The organism is Streptomyces sp. NPDC033221, assembly GCF_055577005.1.
This window is the reverse complement of the sequence record NZ_JBVIQN010000014.1, coordinates 182,866-203,885: the sequence shown is the minus strand read 5'-3', so window position 1 is coordinate 203,885 and position 21,020 is coordinate 182,866. Positions and strand designations below refer to the sequence as shown.

The window sequence follows — 21,020 nt, the reverse complement described above, 5'->3', positions numbered from 1 at the left end:
CGCGTCGCCCCAGGCAGGCGCCCGCTCTCCCAAGCGGGGCAGGCGCCCAGGGCGCGTACCGCGGGGGTACGCGCCCGCGTGAAGTCACTCGTTCGGCCGCCCGTACACGGCGCGTCCGCCGACCACCGTCCGCAGGCATACGGGCAGGTCCCGGCCGGGGGTCAGGTCGGGCAGTCCCGGGGTGCCGGAGCGGGGGTCGGTGGACCAGCGCTCGACCCGCTCGTCAGGAGCCTGCACGACGAGGTCGCCGGTCCGCCAGACCGCGTAATCGGCGGGCGCGCCGGGCACCAGGATGCCCGCGTCGTCGCGGCCGATCGCGCGCCAGCCGCCGCGGGTGTGCGCGGTGAAGGCAGCGCGGGCGGAGATGCCGTGCCCGGGGGTGCGGTGGAAGACCGCGGCCCGCACGGTGCCCCACGGGTCCAGCGGGGTGACGGGGCTGTCGGAGCCGAGGGCGAGCGGGACGCCGGCGCGCAGCAGGGCGGCGTACGGGTTGAGGGTGCGGGCGCGCTCGATGCCCAGCCGGGCGGCGTACATGCCGTCCTCGCCGCCCCAGGCCGCGTCGAAGGCGGGCTGTACGGAGGCGGTCAGGGCGAATTCGGCGAACGCGGCGACCGTGGCCTCGGTGAGCATCTCGGCGTGCTCGACGCGGTGCCGGGCGGCTCGGACGCGGCCCAGGCCGACCCGGTCGGCGGCGGCCCGTACGCCGTCGGTGACGGCGGTCAGCGCGGCGTCCCCGATGGCGTGGAACCCGGCCTGGAGTCCGGCCTCGGTGCAGGCCGCGACGTGTGCGGCGACGGCGACGGCGTCCAAGTGGGCGGTGCCGGTGTGGTCGGCGTCGGCGTACGGGGCGTGCAGGTGCGCGGTGTGTGAACCGAGGGAGCCGTCGGCGAAGAGGTCACCGGCGGCACCGATCGCGCCGAGGGCGCGTACCCGGTCGGCATCCTTTGCGCTCGTGACGGTTTCCGCCCAGTAGCCGACGACGCGCGGGCCGGCTTCACGGGCGGCGCGGGCCAGCAGGGCGACGAAATCGTCCTCACTGGAGATGTCGGGCCCCGCGCACTCGTGGAGGGTGCCGATGCCCCGGGAGGCGGCGTGCGCGAGGGCCGCGGCCTGGGCGGCGTCGCGCTGGGCGGGGGTGACGGTGGCGTACGCGGCGGCCCGTACGGCGTGGTGGGCGTCGCCGGTCAGCGGCTGCTCGGCGTGGAAGCCGGGCAGGCCGCGGACGCCGGGTACGAGGTCGAGGAGGGCCGTGGTGACGACCGCGGAGTGCACGTCGACCCGGGTCAGGTAGAGCGGGCGGCCGCCGGTGGCCGCGTCCAGCTCGGCGCGGGACGGCGGGCGGCCCTCGGGCCAGGCGGTGGCGTCCCAGCCGTGCCCCAGGAGGATCCGGTCGGCCGGGCGGGCCGCGGCGTGCTCCCGTACCCGGGCCAGCGCGTCGGTGAGCGTGCCGGCCCCGGACAGGTCCAGGCCGGTGAGCGCGAGGCCGGTGGCCGTCGTGTGCACATGTGCGTCCGTGAACGCCGGGGTGACGAGTGCGCCGTCGAGGTGGACGATCTCGTCCACGCCGTCGGCGAAGGAGTCGGCCGCGCCCTCCTCGCCCACCCAGGCGATACTGTCGCCCTCGACCACCATGGCGGTGGCGAAGGGGTCGGCGGGACTGTGGACCTCCCCGCCGCGCAGCAGGACGGTACGGGGCCGGGCCGGATCGGGGGTGCGCTCACTCATAGCGGACAGTTTGGCCCCTGCGGACGGCGGGCCCGCGCGCGGGGTCGGGATCTTGACGCCCGCCCGGCAGGCCCACCCGGTACGCGTCAGATGCGCGGCGGCCGGGCCTCGTACGGCGTGGACAGCACGACCGTGGTCCGCGTGGAGACCCCGGCCAGGGTGCGGATACGGGTCAGCAGGTGCTCCAGCTCCAGAGGCGTGGCCACCCGCACCTTGAGGATGTAGTTCTCGTCGCCCGCGACGCTGTGGCACGCCTCCAGCTCGGGCACCTCGGCGAGCCGGTCGGCGATGTCGTCCGGGGCGCTGGGGTCGAAGGGTTTCACCGAGATGAACGCGGTCAGCGGCAGCCCCACCGCCTCCGGGTCCACGATGGCGGCATAGCCGCGAATGACACCGCGCTGCTCCAGACGGCGCACCCGCTGGTGCACCGCCGAAGTGGACAGGCCGGTGGCCTTGCCCAGGTCGGTGTAGCTCATCCGCCCGTCCTTGACGAGCAGATCCACGATTTGTCGGTCCAGCTCCTCCACACGATCAACCTACTGTGCCCGGGCGCGTGTGCGCACCGTACGCCGGATCGTGGACCCGTCCGCGCCCATCGTGTGACCAATGCCACACCCGTGACCCCGTATCCCGTGGGGCTCGGCGATTATGCGCGAGGCATGAGGGGAATTGCTCGTGTTGGCCGGAGCCGCCCGTCACAGGAAGCCGGCGGCCCGCGCGGCCCACCCGAGGGGGAACCATCATGCGACGTCTGAAGACCGAATCCGCGCCGCTCAGCCTCGACGCCCAGGAGGGCGACAGTCCCGGCTTCGCCGGCGAGGACGATCCGTACGACTCCTTCGAGACCTTGGAGATCTTCCGGGTGGCGTGCCCGGACTGCGCCCAGCCGATCGCCATGCTGGCGGACGAGGACACCCTGCCCGAGCACGCGCTGTGCCCGACGCCGTGGGATCCCTTCTGCCTGACGGTGTGCGAGGGCTCGGGACGGCCGCTGGCCGACGCCCCCTCAGCGGACGACTCGCTGGAGGCCCAGGAGCAGGACGCCGGCGTACTGCTGACCCTGCCGGAGGGCCTGGACTGGCGCCGGCAGCCGTTCTCGCACGTGGGCGGGCCGGGTACACGGCCGACGCGCGTGCCGCGGATGCGCCGGCCCTGAGGCCCGCGTCCGTCCGGCGGAAGCGGGCAGCCGCTCCCGCGTCATCTCCGCAGTGCTCCCGGAGCGCCGCCGGGGCCGTGTCCGGCCCCCACGAGTAGCGGCCCTCGATCATCGCCTCCAGCGCTGCCCGGTGCATGATCAGCCCGTCCGGGTCAGCCGGTACGGGCACCTCCCCGAAGTGGACCTGCCGGTACGCCACGCGCAGCATGACGATGGCGTGCCGCAGGGCCGCGTAGAGGGTGTGGAAGTCCATGGCGCGCGGGGTGTGGCCGGTGAGCCCGGCATAGCGTTCCTCGACGCGGTCGCGGCGCAGCAGACCGGGCAGACCGCACTGGCCGCCGCTCTCCGCCAGGTCCTGGAAGAACCGGTGGAGGTAGATCATCCAGCCGAGGTCGAGTTCGCGCGGGCCGGGCGCGGCCATTTCCCAGTCCAGTACGGCGGCAGGCGTGAAGCCGTCGTAGACGATATTGCCGATCCGGGCATCGCCCCAGGTCAGCACGGTCTCATCGGCTTCCGCTTCCTCCGGCGGCCAGTGACCGGCGAGCCAGGCGAAGCCGCGCTCGATCAGCGGGGACGGCTCTCGTCCTTCGACGACCCACGCGTAGTAGGCCCGTTGGGCCGCCACATGCCGCCGCAGCGCGCTGCCACTGCCGGGCAGGGCCAGGAACTCCGTCTCCTCGGCGGGCACCTGGTCGTGAAGACGGGCGAGAACGGAGACCGTGGACGCCTCCAGGTCAGCGCGCTCCGCGTCGGTGGCGGCGTGCAGCCAATTCCCCTCGTACGTATAGGGCATGACGTCCGGCGGTACGCGGCCCTCGGCGCGCTCCATCACGAAGAACGGCGCACCGAGCGGCGCCGGATCCTCCTCCAGCCACAGGGTGCGCGGCACGGGCACGTCGGTGTGCTCGGCCACCAGGCGCATCGTGCGGTACTGGCGGGCCATGTCATAGGTGGGGAATACCGTGTAAGCGGCGGGGTCGGCGGCGAGGCGCAGCGCGCAGGAGCGGGCAGGCGGACGGGGGTGGTCGATGTCGAAGAGCAAAGTTTCGCTGGACATGCCGTTGGAGGCGGGGACGGTCGCGGCGACCGCCTGGGCTCCGGGCAGACGAGCTGCCAGCCAGGTGGACAGGCGCCGGGTCAGTTCGCCGGGGTCGCGGGTGGTGGTCCGGGGCCGGGGCACGCCGCTCATGACCGGTCCTCGGCAGGCCGGGCGGCCCGCGCACCGGCCGGTGCGCGATCGGCGTAGCCGGTGAAGCCGCTGGGGTCGTGGCGGCCGAAGCTGCCGTGCTCGAAGATCCCGTACCCGGTGCGGCCGCCGAGCGAGAAGCGGGCCGCGTGGTCGGTGACGCCGTAAGCCGCCAGAGGATGGACGGCAGGGTCGCCGAGGTCGTAGGTGCGGCGGTCGGTCCAGCCGCGCCCGCGCCAGGTGCCGTGCTGCCAGTCGTCGGCGGGCGGATAGCCCGCGCCGACGGCCAGGGGCGAGGAGGTGAGGAGGTCGGCGGCGAGTTCGAGCGGCTTGCGGGCCGGGTCGGTCAGGTGGAGAACGGCCCTTTCGGGCTGCCGGGTGCCCGGCCGGTAGGTGATGTCGGCGTACGGCCAGCCGAGTTGGACGTCAGGGCTGCCGTTGCGGACGAGCAGGGCCTCGTTGAGCGTACGGTGTCCGTCGGCGTCCTCCTGGACGATGACCATCACGAAGTGGTCGTCGAAGCGGACCGGGCACCAGATCCAGTGGAAGCCTTCCGGCCGCGCCTCCTCGGCCGCACGGCCGCCCTCCTCGCCGGGGATGGGCCGCACGCCCCAGCTGCGGTCACGGGTGCCGGTCCACTCCCCCGCCGTGACGGCCAGCTCCTCGCCGGCGGCGCGGATGGTGCCGGTACAGCTCCCCGCCTGGACGAACCGGCGGCCCTCCAGGACGAGCCGCCCGCCGCGGTACTGCGTATGGTGCGGCTCCCAGACAGCCGGAAAGTCCGCACGCCATTCAAGGTCATAGGAAAGACCGTCGGGATCGGCCGGGTCGGCGGCGCAGTGCAGCCGAAGCCGTGCGAGTGGCTGGTCGACGGTGATCGTCAACGGTCCGACGGCGAGGGCGAGGCGGTCGTCGGTGAGCGCGTCGGAGGCGCGCACGGCGTGCAGGCGGTCGCCGAGCCGGAGGGTGGCGTAGGCGTCGATGACACCGGTGTTGGGGTAGACACCGAGGCCGGCGACGAGCAGGGCGCGGCCGGTGTGGTCCAGGACGTGGAAGATGCAGCGGTCGTACGCGTTGCGGTCGCCGGTGGCGACGTGCCGCATGGACAGCGGCACCTGGTGGATCGGGTATTCGTCGAGCGCGATCGGGCGGTCGGTCACGAAACACCTCCAGGACGCGCGAGCGGGCGCGGGCCGGCGGCCACAGGGCGGGCGACTCCGCCCGCCACGGCGACCGTTTCCGCGAAAGGAATTGACGGTACGTCAGGAACACGGGCCGGGACCAGAGCCGTACCCGCCCCGAAGCAGGGAACCCACCACGCCAAGACAACGCCCGCCCGCCACCCACCCCACCCACCAGCGGCCACGGACACGAAGCCCCGGCTGTGCTGTACGGCGAACCCGCCACCGTACAGTGGGGCCGAAGGCCATCGCGGACACCGGCGACGAAACGGCGACGGAACGAGGGGGACACCATGACGACGGCCAGCTCCGCGCAGGGCCCGAGCAGCCTGCACTGTCTGCGCTGCGGCCTGGAGGTGAGAGGGTTCACCGGCTGTCCCCGGTGCGCCGCGGAGGACATCGGGGTCAACGCGATGCCGCCGCTGGCCGACCTGGAGGGCCTGGAACTGTCCTCGTACCCGGGCGGCCCATGGGGCTGGCCGGAGACCCTGCCGGTCAGCGGCCCGCCGGTGACCCTCGGCGAGGGCGACACCCCCAACATACGGCTGCGCACCGACCCGGCCGCGCTCGGCGACGGACACGCGCCGGAGTGCGGCAGCGAGTTGTGGGTCAAGTACGAGGGCGGCAACCCGACCGGCTCCCACAAGGACCGGGCCATGGCCGTGGGCGTGGCCGCCGCGCTGGAGACCGGCGCCGACACGGTGGTCGCCGCGTCCTCCGGCAACGCGGGCGCGGCGGCGGCCGCCTACGCGGGCCGGGCCGGGCTGCGGTGCGTGGTCTTCACCGACTGGGGCATGCCGCCCGCCCTGGCCGCGCAGATCGACCTGCTCGGCGCCGAACAGGTGCGGTGCGAGGGCGGCTTCAAGGCCCGTAACGCCGCGATGGCACGGGCCGTCGAGGAGCACGGCTGGTACCCGCTCACCAGCTTCTCCGCGCCCTCCCCCGGCGGCAATCCGTACGCCGACGAGGGGTACAAGTCGGTGGCGTACGAGCTGGCGCGCGACTTCGCCGGGCGGCGGATCGGGGCGGTGGTCGTCCCGACGAGCCGGGCCGACCTGCTCTCCGGGATCGAACGCGGCTTCCGCGAACTGGCCGCGGCCGGCCTGGTGTCCGCGGCCCCGCGCATGGTGGCCGCCGAACCCGCCGGCGCGGCACCCTTCACCGCCGCCCTGCGCCACGCCGACCGCGCGGCCCAGGAACGCACCCGCGTGGAGAGCCACCGCACCGCCGCCTTCTCCCTCGGCGAGGAACGCCCGTGCTGGCAGGGTTTGGACGCACTGTGGCGATCCGGCGGCACGGCCGTAGCAGTGGCGGAAAAGGAGTTCGTGGCCGAACAACGCCGCCTCGCCGAGCAGGGTCTGCTGCTGGAGGCATCCTCCGCCGTGGCGATCTCCGTAGCCCGCCGGATGCTGCGCGAGCTGCCGGAACTGGTGGTGGCGATCGGCACGGCGACGGGCATGAAGGAGATGGGACCGGGGGCGGCGGGCGGGTGAGGTTCCCGCGGGGCGGGTGAGGTCACCGCCGGACGGCGCCGACGATAAGGACGGTCGCCTCGGGGTGCCGTCCGGATCCGGCGGGCGAGGTGTTCACGGACGGCTGTCCGCGGCCTCGGCGAAGTAGGCCCAGCCGTCCACTTCCAGGCTCTGTTCCGAGGGCCGCAGCTCCAGGAGGGGTGCGGCGGCCTCCAGGAACCGACGAGCCGTCCCCGGCTCGTGGAGATTGAGGTGACAGCGGTCCGGAAGACGCACGACGGTACCCGACCCGAAGTACCCGCACGAGACCACTCCGGTCGCTCCGGTCGGGTGCGGGGCGAAGACCAAGGACAAGCGGCGCTTGGCTTCCCCCCTCGATCCGCCGGTGAAGAAGGAGAGCGTGACGCGGCAATCGGCGTAAACGGGCCTCATCCGCTGCCGGACGGCCCAGTGCCAGACGACCTCACCCACGACGAGGCGGCGGACGCGTCGATCATCCCTCACCGGGACACCTCACCGGACCGAACCTGACAGCGGCAGACAGCTCCCAGCCCGCCCACCATCTACCACCTACCGCCCCCGAAAACGGCCTCTCCCTCCCCTCCCCCGCCGCTCAGCGGGACTCTGGCCCCGCCAGGTGCCGTGCGACAACCATGCGCTGGATCTGATTGGTGCCCTCGACGATCTGGAGCACCTTGGCCTCGCGCATATAGCGCTCGGCCGGGAAGTCGAGCGTGTAGCCGTACCCGCCGAGGAGCTGGACGGCGTCCGTCGTGACCCGCATCGCGGCATCGGTGCAGAACAGCTTGGCCATCGCCGCTTCCTTGGAGAACGGCAGTCCGGCGTCCTTGAGGCGGGCGGCGGACAGATAGAGGGCACGGCCGGCCTCGATCTGGGTGGCCATGTCGGCGAGCATGAAGCGCAGGCCCTGGAAGTCGGCGATCGGGCGGCCGAACTGCTGACGGGAGGCGCTGTACTCCAGCGCCTCGTCCAGGGCGGCCTGGGCGACGCCGATCGCGCAGGCGGCGATGCCGAGGCGGCCGGAGTCCAGGGCGGACAGGGCGACGGCGAAGCCCTGGCCCACATCCCCGATGCGGCGCGCGTCGGGGATCCGTACGCCGTCGAAGTGCAGCTGGGCCGTGGGCGAGCCCTTCATGCCCATCTTGCGCTCGGGCGCGGCGGCGCTCAGCCCTTCCGCGTCGCCGGGCACCAGGAAGGCCGTGATGCCGTGGGCGCCCTTGCCGCCGGTGCGCGCCAGCACGGTGTAGAAGTCGGCGATGCCGCCGTGGGTGATCCACGCCTTGGTGCCCTCCAGGGTCCAGACGTCCCCGTCGCGGGTCGCCCGGGTGGTCAGGGAGGCGGCGTCGGAGCCGGACGAGGGTTCGGAGAGGCAGTAGGCCCCGAGGAGGCCGCCGCCGAGCATGGCGGGCAGGTGGGCGGCGCGCTGCTCCTTCGTACCGAACTCGGCGAGCGCGTGGCAGGCGAGGGTGTGCACGCTGACGCCGAGGCCCACGGTCAGCCGCGCCGCGGCCAGCTCCTCCAGGACCTGGAGGTAGACCTCGTAGGGCTGGTCCCCGCCGCCGAACTCCTCCGCGTACGGGAGGGAGAGCAGCCCGGACTCGGAGAGCAGGGCGAAGGTCTCCCGGGGGAACCGTCCCGCCTCCTCCTGCTCGGCCGCGACCGGCTCGATCTCGCGCTCGAGGAGGTCCCGCACCAAGATCAGCAGGTCGCGGGCCTCCTCTGTGGGCAGCCTGCGGTCCACCGGCCGGGGGCCGTACTCGGTCATGGCGGCGCTCTCCTCCCTGTCGGGCGCTGCGACGGCGCCCGCGAGGGTGTGGCGGCGCCGCCGGTTGTTCACACAGTGCTCGGCAGATGATCTCCCACCGGATCGCGGAGGGCGGTGACCTGCAGCTGTGGCGCTGTGAGTATGCCCGATCGACGGCTTCACGTCACTGGTTGATCGAGATCTTGTCCGGGTTGCCGGGGACTTCACCGGCGCCGGAACCGCTCGCTTCCGTGCCCGATCGCGCACACCGCCCCGTACGAACGGTACGCCGACCGCCGCACCGCCACCCGAAACCGCACGCCCCCCTCGTACGGCCTCCCACCAGCCCCTCACCGAGCCGGCACGCCCGTACCGCCCCCCGCCCACCCCCGACACCCCACAACCAACAGAACCTGTACACACCGCGAAATTGGTCCAAACCATTGACCACACTGGTCTAGTCCTTCTACGTTCTCCCCGCAACACTCAACGCGTCCATGCCAATTCGGAACGCGTGTCCGTCCCGCACCGCCCTCGACCCCCCTCCGAGGAGACGACATGCCCAGACCCCTCCGTACGCGATCGCCGCGCCGGCTGATCGCCGCCACCACCGCGCTGTGTACGGCCGCCCTGGCCGGCACCCTGTTCGCCGGCACGGCCGCCGCCGACCCCGCCGGCAGCGCCGCCGCCCCCGCGGCCGCACCGGCCGCCGCCCAGCCGGCCGGCACTCAGGCCGCCGGCAACAAGGTGGTCGGCTACTTCACCAACTGGGGCGTCTACGACCGCAATTACCACGTCAAGAACATCCAGACGTCCGGCTCCGCCGACAAGCTGACCCACATCAACTACGCCTTCGGCAACGTCCAGGGCGGCAAGTGCACCATCGGCGACGCGTACGCGGACTACGACAAGGCCTACACCGCGGACCAGAGCGTCGACGGCAAGGCCGACACCTGGGACGCGGGCGCGCTGCGCGGCAACTTCAACCAGCTGCGCAAGCTCAAGAAGCTGCACCCGAACCTCAAGGTGATCTGGTCCTTCGGCGGCTGGACCTGGTCCGGCGGCTTCGCCCAGGCCGCCAAGAACCCGAACGCCTTCGCGCAGTCCTGTCTGGACCTCGTCCAGGACAAGCGCTGGGCCGATGTCTTCGACGGCATCGACATCGACTGGGAGTACCCGAACGCCTGCGGCCTGACCTGCGACACCAGCGGCCGCGAAGCGTTCACCAACCTGGCCAAGGCACTCCGCTCGAAGTTCGGCAGCAAGCTGGTGACGGCCGCGATCAGCGCCGACGCCTCGGCCGGCGGCAAGCTGGACGCCGCCGACTACAAGGGCGCCGCGCAGTACCTCGACTGGTACAACCCGATGACGTACGACTACTTCGGCGCCTGGGACGCCAAGGGCCCGACGGCCCCGCACTCCCCGCTGACCTCGTACAACGGCATCCCGAAGGCCGGCTTCAACACCACCGACACCATCAAGAAGCTCAAGAGCCTGGGCGTCCCGGCCAACAAGCTCCTGCTGGGCCTCGGCTTCTACGGCCGCGGCTGGCAGGGCGTGACACAGGACGCACCGGGCGGCACGGCAACCGGCGCGGCGCCCGGCAAGTACGAGGCCGGCATCGAGGACTACAAGCTCCTCAAGACCCGCTGCCCGGCAACCGGCAAGGTCGGCGGCACGGCGTACGCCAAGTGCGGCAGCCAGTGGTGGAGCTACGACACCCCGCAGACCATCGGTACCAAGATGGCGTACAAGAACCAGCAGGGACTGGGCGGCACGTTCTTCTGGGAACTGAGCGGCGACACGGCGAACGGTGAGCTGATCAAGGCCATCAAGTAGGCGGTCCCGGCATCGCTCGCTGATTCTCTCGGTCCGGGCTGCGCTCCGTGGCCTGTCCGCCTCCCCCGGTACGGTGGCGGACAGGCCGTACCGCTGCGGGAGACACCAGGTCACAGCGACGCGGCGGCAGTGGGCGCGCACGCGCCGTCGATGCCCGGCCCGCACGGTTTTCCCAGCCGTCTCCCGGTCGATTTCAAATCCGCTGTCTTGGTGGGGTGGCTACGCCGTCGAAAGCAGCGAGCCGGAGCACGACAAGCGCGTCAAACACCACGCACCAGTCGCATCCGCGAACGCAGGAATCCCCGCCGGAACCAGCCGACGGGGATTCCTCACCTCCCACCTGCCGTCACCTGTCGGTCCGCTGCTCTTCCTGCTGCTGCGGGCGGTCGTCGCGTGACGGCGCGTGGCTGACGGAGCCGCCCCGGTGCCGGGACGTCTTTCCCGTCTCCGTCACCGGCCGGTCGTACCGCAGGTCCTCGAAGAGCCGGGCCGAGCCCCTGGCGTCCCACTTCAGTACGTTGCCCTTGGGCGTGGGGACGCCGATGCCGGACACGGGCACATTGATCTGTTTGCCGTGTCCGCCCGCGACGCTCTGTACGGCGAGGAAGATCCTGCTGAGCTCACGCAGGCTCATGTCCTTGTCGACGATGAGCGTGTCGAGCCCGGCCTGCATGGCCGGACCGATCTCCGTCGGGTCGAAGAGGGTGTCGGGCTGGGCGGCCTGGTGGGCGAGGGTCGACAGGAACTTCTGCTGGTTCTTCGACCGGCCCAGGTCGCCCTCTCTCTCCTGGTGCCGCTGGCGGACGAAGGCGAGCGCCTGCTTGCCGCTCAGGGTGTGGCAGCCTTTGTGCAGGTCGGCGCCCGACTTCTCGTCCTTGATGTCCCGGTCCAGGCACATCCGGACGCCGCCGATGGCGTCGACGATATTCACGAACCCGGCGAAGCCGATCTCCGCGTAGTGGTCGATGCGCAGCCCGGTGTTCTTCTCGACGGTGTGGGCGAGCAGTTCGGGGCCGCCGTAGGAGAAGGCGGCGTTCAGCTTGTCCCTCTCAGGCCGCTTGGTCTTGCCCGTCGACGTGTCGAGGCGGCCGGGCACGGTGATCCAGGAGTCGCGCGGCAGGCTGACCATGCTGGTTCCCCGGGCCCCGGAGTGCAGCAGCATCATCGAGTCGGTGCGCCGGCCGCCACCCCCGCCGGCGTGCAGGTCTTCCACATCGCCCGCCGAGAGTCCGTCGCGGCTGTCCGAGCCCACGATGAGGTAGTTGGTCCCCTCACCGGGCGGCGGCCGGTCCCCGTACGCGCCGAGGTCGACGTCACGTTGCAGCCGGGTCTCGGCCCAGCCGTACGTGCCGCCCGCCGCGACGACCACCACAGCCAGCAGGACGAGCACCGCCCGCCGCAGCCTCCTGCGCTTCTTCGGCTGCCGGGCGTGGGCGCGCCGGGGCCCGTAGCGCGAACTGGGGCGTTCGGCGAACCGCTCACGCGCGGCGGTGCCTTCCGGGGCTGCGTACGGGCCCTGGCCGGCGTGCGGATCCGGATCAGCGTGCAGGTCTGGATCGGCGTGCACATCTGGATCAGCGTCCGGATCTGGATCGGCATACGGCTTCGGCTCGACGTACTGGCCCCGGCCGCCCCCCGGCTCCGGGCGCCACAGGTCGCCCGTCACCCGTACCGGCCCCCGGTGCACGGGACCACTCCCGGCGTCGCCGTGCCAGCTCTGCTCCCCTGTGGGTGTGGTGCGTCCGGCCCGCTGGTCAAGCGGGTCTGTCATGGTCAGCTCCCTCGGTCATGTCCCAGGTCGGACTCGCGCGGCCGCTCACCGGTTCCCCTCCCGTCTTCTCCGTCCTCTCCCGTCCACCCCGTCCCCTCACTGCGACGACAGGCTCCGCCGCGGGGGCAGTTCCTCCAGCGAATCTCCGGACGTCTCTCCGGCCGGTGATCCGAGCAGATACGGGTCGGCGGTTCCGGTGCGCTTCATGCTGTGCCACTTCAGGCGGGTGCCGAGCAGCGCCGTGATCACGGAGTGGATGACCACCAGGTACATCAACTGCCGGTAGACGAACTGCTGGAGCGGCAGCACCCACAGCACGCGCAGCCGCTCGCGGTCGAGCCGCAGCGCGTACGCGGCGGTGACCAACTGGACGGCGAGGAAACCGAACCAGACGAGGGCGGCCTCCCCGGGGTCGCGGAACAGCGCCCCGAAGAGGGCGAACAGGTCCACGACCGGCGCGCACAACGGCAGCACGATCTGGAACAGCGTGACGTAGAGCATCATGCGACGGCCGAAGCGTCCGGCGGGGCCGACCTCCTTCACCGTATGACGGTGCTTCCACATCGACTGGAGGGTGCCGTAGCACCAGCGGTAGCGCTGGCGCCACAGCTGTCGCACGGTACTGGGCACCTCGGTCCAGGCCACCGCCGACTCCTCGTAGACGACGCGCCAGCCGGCCCGCCAGAGCGCCATCGTGAGGTCGGTGTCCTCGGCCAGGGTCTCGTCGCTGACACCGCCGATGCCCATCAGCGCGTCCCTGCGGAAGGCGCCGATCGCCCCCGGAACCGTCGGCATGCACTCCAGGACCTCGAACATCCGCCGGTCGAGGTTGAAGCCGAGGACGTACTCCAGGTGCTGCCATTTGCCCATCAGGCTGCGCCGGTTGCCGACCTTGGTGTTGCCGCTGACCGCGCCGACCGCCGGGTGGGCGAGCGGCTGGATCAGCCGGGCCAGCGCCGCGGGTTCGAAGATGGTGTCCGCATCGACCATGATGACGATGTCGTGCCGGGCGTACGCCAATCCGGTGTTGAGGGCGCTGGGCTTGCCGCCGTTGGGCTGCCGGATCACCGTCACCCGCGGATCGTCGATGCCCTCGGCGATGTCGGCGGTGGAGTCGGTCGAGCCGTCGTCGATCACGATGATCTGCACGTGCGGATGGGTGGAAGCGAGCAGCGAGTACACGGTGGAGGCGATACCGGCCTCCTCGTTGTACGCCGGCACCAGGACCGTCACCGGGTCCTGCACCGCGCGCAGCCGTGGTGCGCCGGGCCGGTACCGGCGCAGCCTGCGTACGTGGAGCCGGGCGAACAGCGCGAACAGGAGCATCCGCAGGACGCCGAGCACACCCGTGAGGGTCAACGCCCACACCATCACGGTGAGGAAGGCGTGCCCGAGCCGCTGTGACCAGATCAGGCCCTCCCCCTTGATCTCTTCGGTGACCGGAGCCTCTTCGAGGAAGGAGGAACGGCCGAGTCCGCCGCTGATAGTGGTGAACCGCTTCACGCTGCGGTCCTCCAGCAGATCTCTGGCCTCGTGGTAGCCGAGGTCGGTCTGGCTGTGCTGCGTCACCACCCCCCGCCACGGCTTGCGGTCCTTGCGATCCGAGGCGACCACCAGATACCCCTGCGCCGCCGCGCGCTTCGCGGCCGGCCACTCGGGCCCGCAGAGCGTGTCCGCGGCCGTGGTGTGCGGCAGCCTCAACAGGGTGGTATTGATGCCGGCCGCACCCGCGAAAGCGGTCTGGGTGAGCGGCAGTTCGAGCCGCGCGCGCAGCGGTGAGGCGACACCGAGGTCGCCGCCGCTGTAGGTGTACGAGCCGATCTCGTGCCCCTCGCGCAAGATCTGCCGCACCAGCTCCGGGTTCCGAGCCGCGTCCTTCCCGTAGACGAAGAAGGTCGCCCGCGCATGGTGTTTGCGCAGCAGGTCGAGCAGACGCGGCGTCCACACCGGGTCGGGCTCGCCGTCGAAGGTGAGCGCGACGGTCCCCGGTGGCATGGCCGCGGTGGCGACTCCTTCCGGGCCGAACCGCAGCAGCGGCTTCCCGTCGTCCGCTTCACGCGGGATCGGCCGGGTGCATGGCGGCTTGGTACGCGCGGCATCGACCTGATGGGTCGTCCAGCCCTCGAAGACCAGGGTGACGGCGACCACCAGGAGGACCAGCAGGAGCACGAGCCAGTGTCCGCGCGGCGGGCGCCGCACATCGGCGGCGTGCCGGCTCACTGCTTCGGGCCTCCGGCCGACGGGGCGGATCTGCCGGCCGGCGGGCGGCGGTTGTCGCGGTCCACTCGGGCCCTGGCGGACGGCCGGTGTGACTCGGCTCGGACCGGTGCGCCGCGGCCGTACTGCGACGTGCCGGTGTCCGGACCGGAAGGCACCGGTCCGTTCATACTCGGCGGGTGCGTGCCGACGGGCTGCCGGAGTCCGCTGATCAGCATGCCGACGAACAGCAGATACCCGAGGCAGGTGCAGCCCACGGCCAGCGCCACGCCTTGCAGCGTCCGCCTGCGCCAACCCGACTGGGAGATGAAGACGGGAGGTCGGGCGGCGGCCTCGGGACGCCGTGCCGCCGGGGGCACGCGAGGCGCCGCGCCCTGGTGTGGCATGCGCTGTGTCATGTCCCACCCCGTTTGCTGCGCCGGGTACTGCTCCCTGCGGGCAGGGGGTACGGACGACAATCGCCCGTCGTGCGGTGTGCTGGCTATGTGGGGGATGCCCTGCACCGGTACTCCTGATCTGCGGCCGCGCACGCGCGACTCTTTGTGTGTGGGGGATACGGACCCGGGGGTCCGCTGTACTGCCCGTGAGACGTCGGCGCCGCATCCCGGTGCCCGGCGCGTACGGACGCTTCCCGTACGTGCGCATGCCATGCGCCCTTCCCGGGTGGGGCCGGGAAGGCCACGTACACATGTGCCCTCACAAGGGCCGGGAGGACAGGGTGCAGCCCTCAGTGATCACGCAGCCCCCCGACCCTACTCGCGCCCCCGGGTGGCTCGGCAACAGGCCATTCCGGCCTTCACCTCGCGATAAACGACATTTACAACGCCGAAATCACGATCACACTCGACGTCGCGACGCGCTCCATCCTTGCCCGGCGCCTGATCTCCGCCGCGCCTCCCGCCCCAGGCCGAACAAGGAGCTTCGAGACCGCGGCGACCTGCCCCGACCGCGACTTCCCGAGCTCCCGGAAGGTTTCGCCGACGGCTCACCCAAGGGCCACCGACCAACACAACGGAACGGAACGGACGACATCGCGAGCCAGTTGCGCGGCGTCCAGGTCACCCGCCCACTCCAGGACGCACCGGGCCACCACGCTCGAAGACGCTGCCTCGTCCAGACGAGCGCCGCAGGGAGCAGAGCGGGCTGCGGCGCTTCATCAGTTCTCCTCAGTGCGGGACTCCGCGTATACATGAACTCCCAGGCCGGAACGGCCGATGAGTGCATCGTGCGCATTCGCGACAAGGATGATTGTTTCCGCACTCCCAAAGATCGGAGCAACAGAAGCCCTTCCGTCAGGGCGCCAGCCACCCGCGCCCCGCCCGCACGCCAGCGGTCGCCCTCACTTACGTGCACAGATACGGTCGTTGGCGGGCTCGCGTCGCGACAGGATGTGCGCACACCGGGCCGCCGGCCCGGCGGCCCCACCGGCAAGCCACAGACCTCAGCCTCCAGCCCGCCGTAGCCTGGCGAGGACGGTCGCCTCGTACCCTCCTCGGAGACGAAGACCAGGTCATCGTCGCTCCACGACGCGGTCCCTTCTTCGGTTCCGACCGCTGCTACATTTCGTGCTCCCACCAGCCGCGCGTGTCGACGTCTGCGGCGTCCGCCAGCGCCTCCAGTTCCGCGATCTCCTCGTCGGCGAGCTCGATGCCGCGAGCTCGGACCACCCCGTCGAGGTAATCCGCCTTCGTGACCCCGATGATCGGGGTGGTCCCCTTGGCGATGGCCCAGGCGGTGGCGACATCGGCGGCGGACGCGCCTCGTTCCTTGCCGATCGCCCCCATCCGGTCCGTCAGCGCTCCTTGTTCGAGGACCATGTAGGAGAAGAACCGCACGCCGTGCTTGCGGCAGTGGTCGAGGATGCCCGCGCGCTCAGAGCTCCGGTGCAGGAGGCTGTAGTGGTTCTGGACCGCCTCCACGCGGAAGCCGGCCTCGCCGAGGATCCGATCGGCAAGAGCGATCTCCTCCATGTTGTGATTCGAGACGCCGACATGCTTGATTTTGCCGCTCTTGAGCAGCGGGATCAGAGGCGGCGTCCATCGTGCCACGTCGGCAGGGTTATGGATCCAGAAGAGATCCACATAGTCCGTACTCATGCGGTCGAGGCTCTGCTCCAGCATGTCCCCGACCGGATCGTCGCCGTCGCCCGAGATCTGCGGGGTGAACTTCGTCGACAGCTGGTACTCGCTGCGGTGATAGCCCGTCAGTGCCTGGGCGGGGGCAGTCTCCGAGCGGCCCATGCCGTACGCCACGGCGGTGTCCCACAAGGTGAGCCCGTTCGACTGCGCCTTCTCGACGACCTCTCGCAGGCCGGACTCGCTCAGCTGACTGCCGAAGCAGCCGTCGCCTGCCTCGCCGCTGTCTCCCCAGGCCCATGTGCCCAACGCCACCGCCGGCACAGTCAGCGCCTTGCTCGTCATGTCTTGTCTCCGTTGTTTGTTCTCGGGGACCGTGTCGGAACGATCGAACCCCAGGAGACCGCGATCGCCGCCACCGGAGAAGGCCGCTTCTATGGGGGGTACAACCTCAACCCCCCTCACGCCGTGGCCGGCGGCTACCCTGCATGACATGGATCAGCAGCCCGGAAACCGCGGCGAAATCCGGGACTTCCTTGTCGGCCGACGCGCCAGGATCACCCCGGCGCAGGCCGGACTGCCGACCAGCGTCCGTCGCCGGGTCGCCGGGCTGCGGCGCGAGGAGGTCGCCGTCCTTGCCGGTGTGAGCACGGAGTGGTATACGCGGTTGGAGAAGGGCCACATCGGCGGCGTGTCCGAAGATGTCCTTGACGCGGTCGCTCGTGTCCTGCGGCTGGACGACGACGAACGCACCTATCTGTTCGACCTGGCCCGGTCATCGCGGCACGCGAGTCGCACGCCGCCGCGTCGCAGGGACGTCGATGTCCCGCCCCGGGTCCAGTGGCTGCTCGACTCCATGACGATGTCCTCGGCGTTCGTACGCAACGGCCGCACGGACATCGTCGCCGGCAATCCCCTGGCCCGAGCCCTGCTCGCGCCGATGTTCGACAGTGCCACCGTCGACAAGCGCGGCCGCCCCAACATCGCCCGCTATGTCTTCCTCGACCGTGGTGCACATGACTTCTTCGTCGACTGGGGCGCCGCCGGCGGCGCCACCGCCGCCCTGCTGCGCGCCGAGGCCGGGCGCGAGCCCCGTGACCGGGCACTGCGCGAACTCGTCGGCGAGTTGTCCGCCCTCAGCCCGGAGTTTCGCAGCCGATGGGCCGCGCACGACGTCCTGATGCGCCACGACGGCGTCAAACGACTCCAGCACCCCGACGTCGGCCACCTGGACCTGACCTTCCAGTCGCTCGACCTGCCCCTGCCGGGCCGAGCCGTGCACGACCTGATCATCTACACCGTCGAACCCGGCACCGCATCCGAGGACCGGCTCGAACTCCTCGCCATCTGGGCAGCTACACAGTCTCGGGCGGCACAGCCCACCCGCCATTCCCCTCAGCCCGGGCCGCACTGATCTCGCGGCCCACGTCCTTACCGATCTCGTTCATGACACGCCCCTTGCGGGCGTGGACAGTGGCGGGACGCCGGGGCAGGACCACTCTGGTCAGGCTCGGCGGCAAGAGCAGTGGCAGTGCGTGAGGCTCTTCCCGGAATGCAATGGCGGTATGCACGACGTGTACGACGGCCCACGGGCGCGAAGGCTGGGGGGCGTGTGGCTGCATGGGGACGCGGTCGAAGCCTTTGCCGCGCACGCCGTGAACGAGGAGTCCGCCTGTCGTCTCGTCGGTGCCGTCGCATCCACGGCGCACATTGAGCACCACTGCCAGTGGAACAGCCGACATCGACTGTTCCACTGGTCCCCAAGGCCGGGCCCGGAGGGTCCCGCACGAAACCGGGAAGTAGGGGGTTCACGTGCGGGACCGCTCACGGGGTGTTGGCCGTCAGACTGCGATCAGGGTGTACGTACCCGTACCGTCCTGCCTGCCGCTGGAGTACTGGCGTATGAACTCCCCGTCCGCGTACCGGTCGTGGCCCATCATGGAGCCGGTGTACTTGTTCTGCACACCGATCTTCGAGCTGCCGGGTACGTCGCGGTAGATGTAGAACCGCTGGAGGTCGTCCTCCGCGCAGGAGGCCGTCTGCAGGACCGCCCGTTCGGTGGACGCGTTCTGCGAGGCGATGGTCGCGCACCCGCCGTTGCCCCAGTTCCACAGGGACGCCTCAAGGACGCCGTTGCGCTCCGTCACGTTACACAGGCGCCAGTTGTCCAGGTGGGCACTGAAGATCGACGAGGGCCGCAGGCGGACACCGTCGGCCGCCAGGAGCGGCGCGCCCCAGGACAGGGGCTTGCCGGGTACAGCGATCTTGTAGACCTCGGCCTGGCAGTCGAGAGCGGCCCGCGCGCTACGCCCGGTGGCCCTGGGCTGTTCGGCAGAGGTGCGGCTGGCGGGAGCCGGGCGCTGCACGAGGCGGTCCCGCACCTGCTTCGCCGTCGGCGCCACCGCACCCGCCGGATGCTCGGCCTTCGCGGCGGCCGAGCCGCAGTCGAGGAGGGCCTGTGCCTTGGCCATGATGCTGCCTGCGGGCACCTGGTCCTGGCAGCGCACCGCGCCTTCCTCAAGGGTGGTGTAAGTGGTGAAGTTGCCGCCGTCGGGCCCTTCGGTCCACTTCAACGCCCAACTGCCGCCGCCCTGTTGGACGCGGTTGCAGTTGAGGCTTGCGTAGGTACCGGTGACCTTTTTGGTGCCCTTGTAGGCGCCGTAATAGCCGGGCTGGTTGAAGTTCCACGTGACCGCGTTCGACTCGGTGCTGGTGGAGGTGTAATCGACCTTTACGTTCAGGCCCAGGCTCGCGCCGACCTTACCGAGGGCCTCGGTGCCGAAACCGCCCTCGACATTGCCGTTGAGACCGACGGAGACCGTGATGGTCGTCTGGGTGGTGGTGGTGACGGTCTGGGTGCCCGTTGTGCCCTCGGTGACGTACCAGCCCTTGAAGTGGGTGATCGTCGGGGAGACTTCGGTGGTCTTGATGTACGGGTGGCGTGTGCCGAGGTCGGCCGCCGTACAGGTGTCGCCGGGCGCGGGCGTCTGCGCCGTCGTGGTGGTGGGTGCTGCCGCAGCAGGTGAGGCGGCAAGGCCCGTGGCGGTGACCGCCCAGGCGGCCGCCGTAGCGGTCACCGCCATGAGTGATCTGCCGATGCGGCTCGCGGGTCCTATGGGGCGCATCGTTGCCCTTCCCCCTGGTCGTGTGTGTTCGGTCAAGGGGTGAACGTAGCGGCCACGGGGGCGGTGGCGAGAGCCTGGAACTGGCCAAAAATGATCATAGAGGGGCTTATTCCGATCCGCGCCCGCGTCACTGCCACCCCTCCCGGAACGAACTGCAGAGTGATCGCGCCGGCAACCCGGGACGTCCTCTCAGGCCAGCAGTTGCTCGTCCGTACGGCCTTCTGCCGGTTCAGCGTGGCGAGATGTCGACCGGGTGGCCGTCCTTGTACCGCTCCGGGCGGTGGTCGCGCAGGTGTTTGTGGCAGCGGGCGTGTGCGAGCGCGTCCAGGACGCCGTTGTCCTCCGAGGTAGCGGTCAGTTCCAGACAGCGGGTCAGGTCGTACGCCGTGAAGCGGTCCTTGAGCAGGCGCCCGTACAGCAGCACCTCCCCCCTTCTGCGGAGTGCACGGGCGGGGCACTGCCTCATGGATGAACCAATTCAGATCAAGGCGACTGTTCGTGTCCGGATCGAACCGGCCGTACGGATTTACGTGGGTCCAGATCAGCAGGGACAGGTCCCGGCGGTCCACGTCGGCAAGCCTGTCCGCCCACTGGGACCGCCTTCGCCGGCCTGCCCGACCGGGTGCTGAGGCTGCGCAAGCTGCGGGGTCTGTGCTGCGGCTGGTGTGGGTGGCGCGGCGGCGCCGGGCCGAGCGCCGACTGGTCGCCTACCTGCGGGACGGGCCCCCGCTACCCGTCCGCGAGGTCCGGCAAGGCGTCGGTGCCGGGGCGCGCCACCTGCCCAGGTGCCCCGGGTGCTGCGTACCGCCCGTGCGGTATGGGGCGGCGGGAATTCCGGGGAGGCAGCAAAGGTGGCTCGCGTTTCTTCCTTCTGCACGCCGACCGTGCGCCCCTGGACGACCCCTCACGCCGGTCAACAGCCCTACATACGAACTGTTTTGACGCCTACAGTCGATCACACTCCCGAGCCCTTGGGAGGAGCGATGCTGTGACCCGTCTGGGGCATACGGCGCACGAAGGAGTCCAGCTCATGAATGCGTGGAAAAAGGTCGTCCCGGTAATGGCGTTGGCAAGCGCCCTGGTGATCGCGACGGGAGCCGGAACTGCCGCTGCTTCACCGGCCACCGAGAAAGCACAGAGCGCCAAGCGGCCGAGCTCGGTCTATCACGTCGACCAGCTCAACGGATACGGAGCCAGGGGCTGGGTCAAGGACAACGCCAATGACGGGTGGTGCGTCCAGATCATGGTTCGCTGGTACAAGAACGGCCAGCTGCGCGACACCGACCTGTCCTCGCGGGTGTGCGGGAAGGGCCGGTGGACCGGCTTCTCCTTGAGGCCAGGTGACCGGTACCACTTCAAGGCGAGCGCCTGGAAGGTATACCTCCGCTACACCAGGTAGCTCCCCTCCCCGCCGCTTCGGCAGGGTGGGGCGTTCCGGCTCTGCTACCCGGCTCGTCTGCTGGTGGTTTTCTTCCCTGCGGTCTTCTTGGCCGTATTCTTCGTGCTGG

General features: G+C 70.9%; 15 protein-coding genes and 1 pseudogene. 5 read left to right on the top strand and 11 right to left on the bottom strand.

The genetic code is table 11. The annotated features are described in order from the left end of the window. Positions 1 to 84: 84 nt before the first annotated feature. A complete protein-coding gene (locus tag ACZ53K_RS20625) occupies positions 85 to 1,725 on the bottom strand; it encodes an amidohydrolase (RefSeq protein WP_468838398.1) in 1,641 nt (546 codons plus the stop codon). 86 nt (positions 1,726 to 1,811) lie between these two features. Next, entirely contained in the window at positions 1,812 to 2,252 is a 441-nt protein-coding gene (locus ACZ53K_RS20620; RefSeq protein WP_026170119.1) for an Lrp/AsnC family transcriptional regulator, read from the bottom strand. Positions 2,253 to 2,467: 215 nt separating this feature from the next. Between ACZ53K_RS20620 and ACZ53K_RS20615 the strand changes: the two genes are divergently transcribed. Continuing rightward, positions 2,468 to 2,881, top strand: coding sequence for a hypothetical protein (locus ACZ53K_RS20615; protein ID WP_468838446.1), 414 nt, complete (start codon positions 2,468 to 2,470; stop codon positions 2,879 to 2,881). Positions 2,882 to 2,975: 94 nt separating this feature from the next. Here the strand turns inward: ACZ53K_RS20615 and ACZ53K_RS20610 are convergent. Together ACZ53K_RS20610 and ACZ53K_RS20605 are read right to left on the bottom strand one after the other, a co-directional pair. Then, positions 2,976 to 4,070: pseudogene (locus tag ACZ53K_RS20610) on the bottom strand (phosphotransferase family protein); the annotation flags it as partial. Next, on the bottom strand, positions 4,067 to 5,227 hold the full coding sequence (locus ACZ53K_RS20605) for an Rv3169 family protein (RefSeq protein ID WP_468838395.1): 1,161 nt from the start codon (positions 5,225 to 5,227) through the stop codon (positions 4,067 to 4,069). The pseudogene ACZ53K_RS20610 and the gene ACZ53K_RS20605, both read right to left, overlap by 4 nt. A gap of 314 nt (positions 5,228 to 5,541) precedes the next feature. On the opposite strand from ACZ53K_RS20605, the gene ACZ53K_RS20600 reads away from it, so the two are divergent. After that, the gene (locus ACZ53K_RS20600) at positions 5,542 to 6,741 is read left to right on the top strand and encodes a threonine synthase (RefSeq protein ID WP_468838392.1); all 1,200 of its coding nucleotides are present in this window, start codon (positions 5,542 to 5,544) and stop codon (positions 6,739 to 6,741) included. Between the two features lie 93 nt (positions 6,742 to 6,834). Here ACZ53K_RS20600 and ACZ53K_RS20595 read toward each other — a convergent pair whose 3' ends face one another. Continuing rightward, the gene (locus ACZ53K_RS20595) at positions 6,835 to 7,224 is read right to left on the bottom strand and encodes a hypothetical protein (protein ID WP_468838389.1); all 390 of its coding nucleotides are present in this window, start codon (positions 7,222 to 7,224) and stop codon (positions 6,835 to 6,837) included. Between the two features lie 109 nt (positions 7,225 to 7,333). Beyond that, entirely contained in the window at positions 7,334 to 8,506 is a 1,173-nt protein-coding gene (locus ACZ53K_RS20590) for an acyl-CoA dehydrogenase family protein (RefSeq protein WP_468838386.1), read from the bottom strand. Between the two features lie 537 nt (positions 8,507 to 9,043). On the opposite strand from ACZ53K_RS20590, the gene ACZ53K_RS20585 reads away from it, so the two are divergent. Then, entirely contained in the window at positions 9,044 to 10,324 is a 1,281-nt protein-coding gene (locus ACZ53K_RS20585) for a glycoside hydrolase family 18 protein (RefSeq protein ID WP_468838384.1), read from the top strand. Between the two features lie 346 nt (positions 10,325 to 10,670). On the opposite strand, the gene ACZ53K_RS20580 is transcribed toward ACZ53K_RS20585, so the two are convergent. The 3 genes from ACZ53K_RS20580 to ACZ53K_RS20570 all read right to left on the bottom strand — a co-directional run bounded on the left by ACZ53K_RS20580 (position 10,671) and on the right by ACZ53K_RS20570 (position 16,732). Then, a complete protein-coding gene (locus ACZ53K_RS20580; RefSeq protein WP_468838381.1) occupies positions 10,671 to 12,095 on the bottom strand; it encodes an LCP family protein in 1,425 nt (474 codons plus the stop codon). Between the two features lie 96 nt (positions 12,096 to 12,191). Further along, positions 12,192 to 14,315, bottom strand: a complete 2,124-nt coding sequence (locus ACZ53K_RS20575) for a bifunctional polysaccharide deacetylase/glycosyltransferase family 2 protein (RefSeq protein WP_468838379.1) — start codon at positions 14,313 to 14,315, stop codon at positions 12,192 to 12,194. Between the two features lie 1,553 nt (positions 14,316 to 15,868). Continuing rightward, entirely contained in the window at positions 15,869 to 16,732 is an 864-nt protein-coding gene (locus tag ACZ53K_RS20570; protein ID WP_468838377.1) for an aldo/keto reductase, read from the bottom strand. Between the two features lie 148 nt (positions 16,733 to 16,880). Between ACZ53K_RS20570 and ACZ53K_RS20565 the strand changes: the two genes are divergently transcribed. Further along, positions 16,881 to 17,801 carry a helix-turn-helix transcriptional regulator gene (locus ACZ53K_RS20565; protein WP_468838375.1) on the top strand — a complete coding sequence of 307 codons (921 nt, stop codon included), beginning with the start codon at positions 16,881 to 16,883 and terminating at the stop codon, positions 17,799 to 17,801. Between the two features lie 427 nt (positions 17,802 to 18,228). Here ACZ53K_RS20565 and ACZ53K_RS20560 read toward each other — a convergent pair whose 3' ends face one another. Together ACZ53K_RS20560 and ACZ53K_RS20555 are read right to left on the bottom strand one after the other, a co-directional pair. Beyond that, entirely contained in the window at positions 18,229 to 19,512 is a 1,284-nt protein-coding gene (locus ACZ53K_RS20560) for a hypothetical protein (RefSeq protein ID WP_468838373.1), read from the bottom strand. 229 nt (positions 19,513 to 19,741) lie between these two features. Continuing rightward, a complete protein-coding gene (locus tag ACZ53K_RS20555) occupies positions 19,742 to 19,936 on the bottom strand; it encodes a hypothetical protein (protein WP_468838370.1) in 195 nt (64 codons plus the stop codon). 606 nt (positions 19,937 to 20,542) lie between these two features. Between ACZ53K_RS20555 and ACZ53K_RS20550 the strand changes: the two genes are divergently transcribed. Further along, complete coding sequence (locus ACZ53K_RS20550; RefSeq protein ID WP_468838367.1) at positions 20,543 to 20,911, top strand: hypothetical protein; 369 nt, start codon at positions 20,543 to 20,545, stop codon at positions 20,909 to 20,911. Positions 20,912 to 21,020 lie beyond the last annotated feature (109 nt).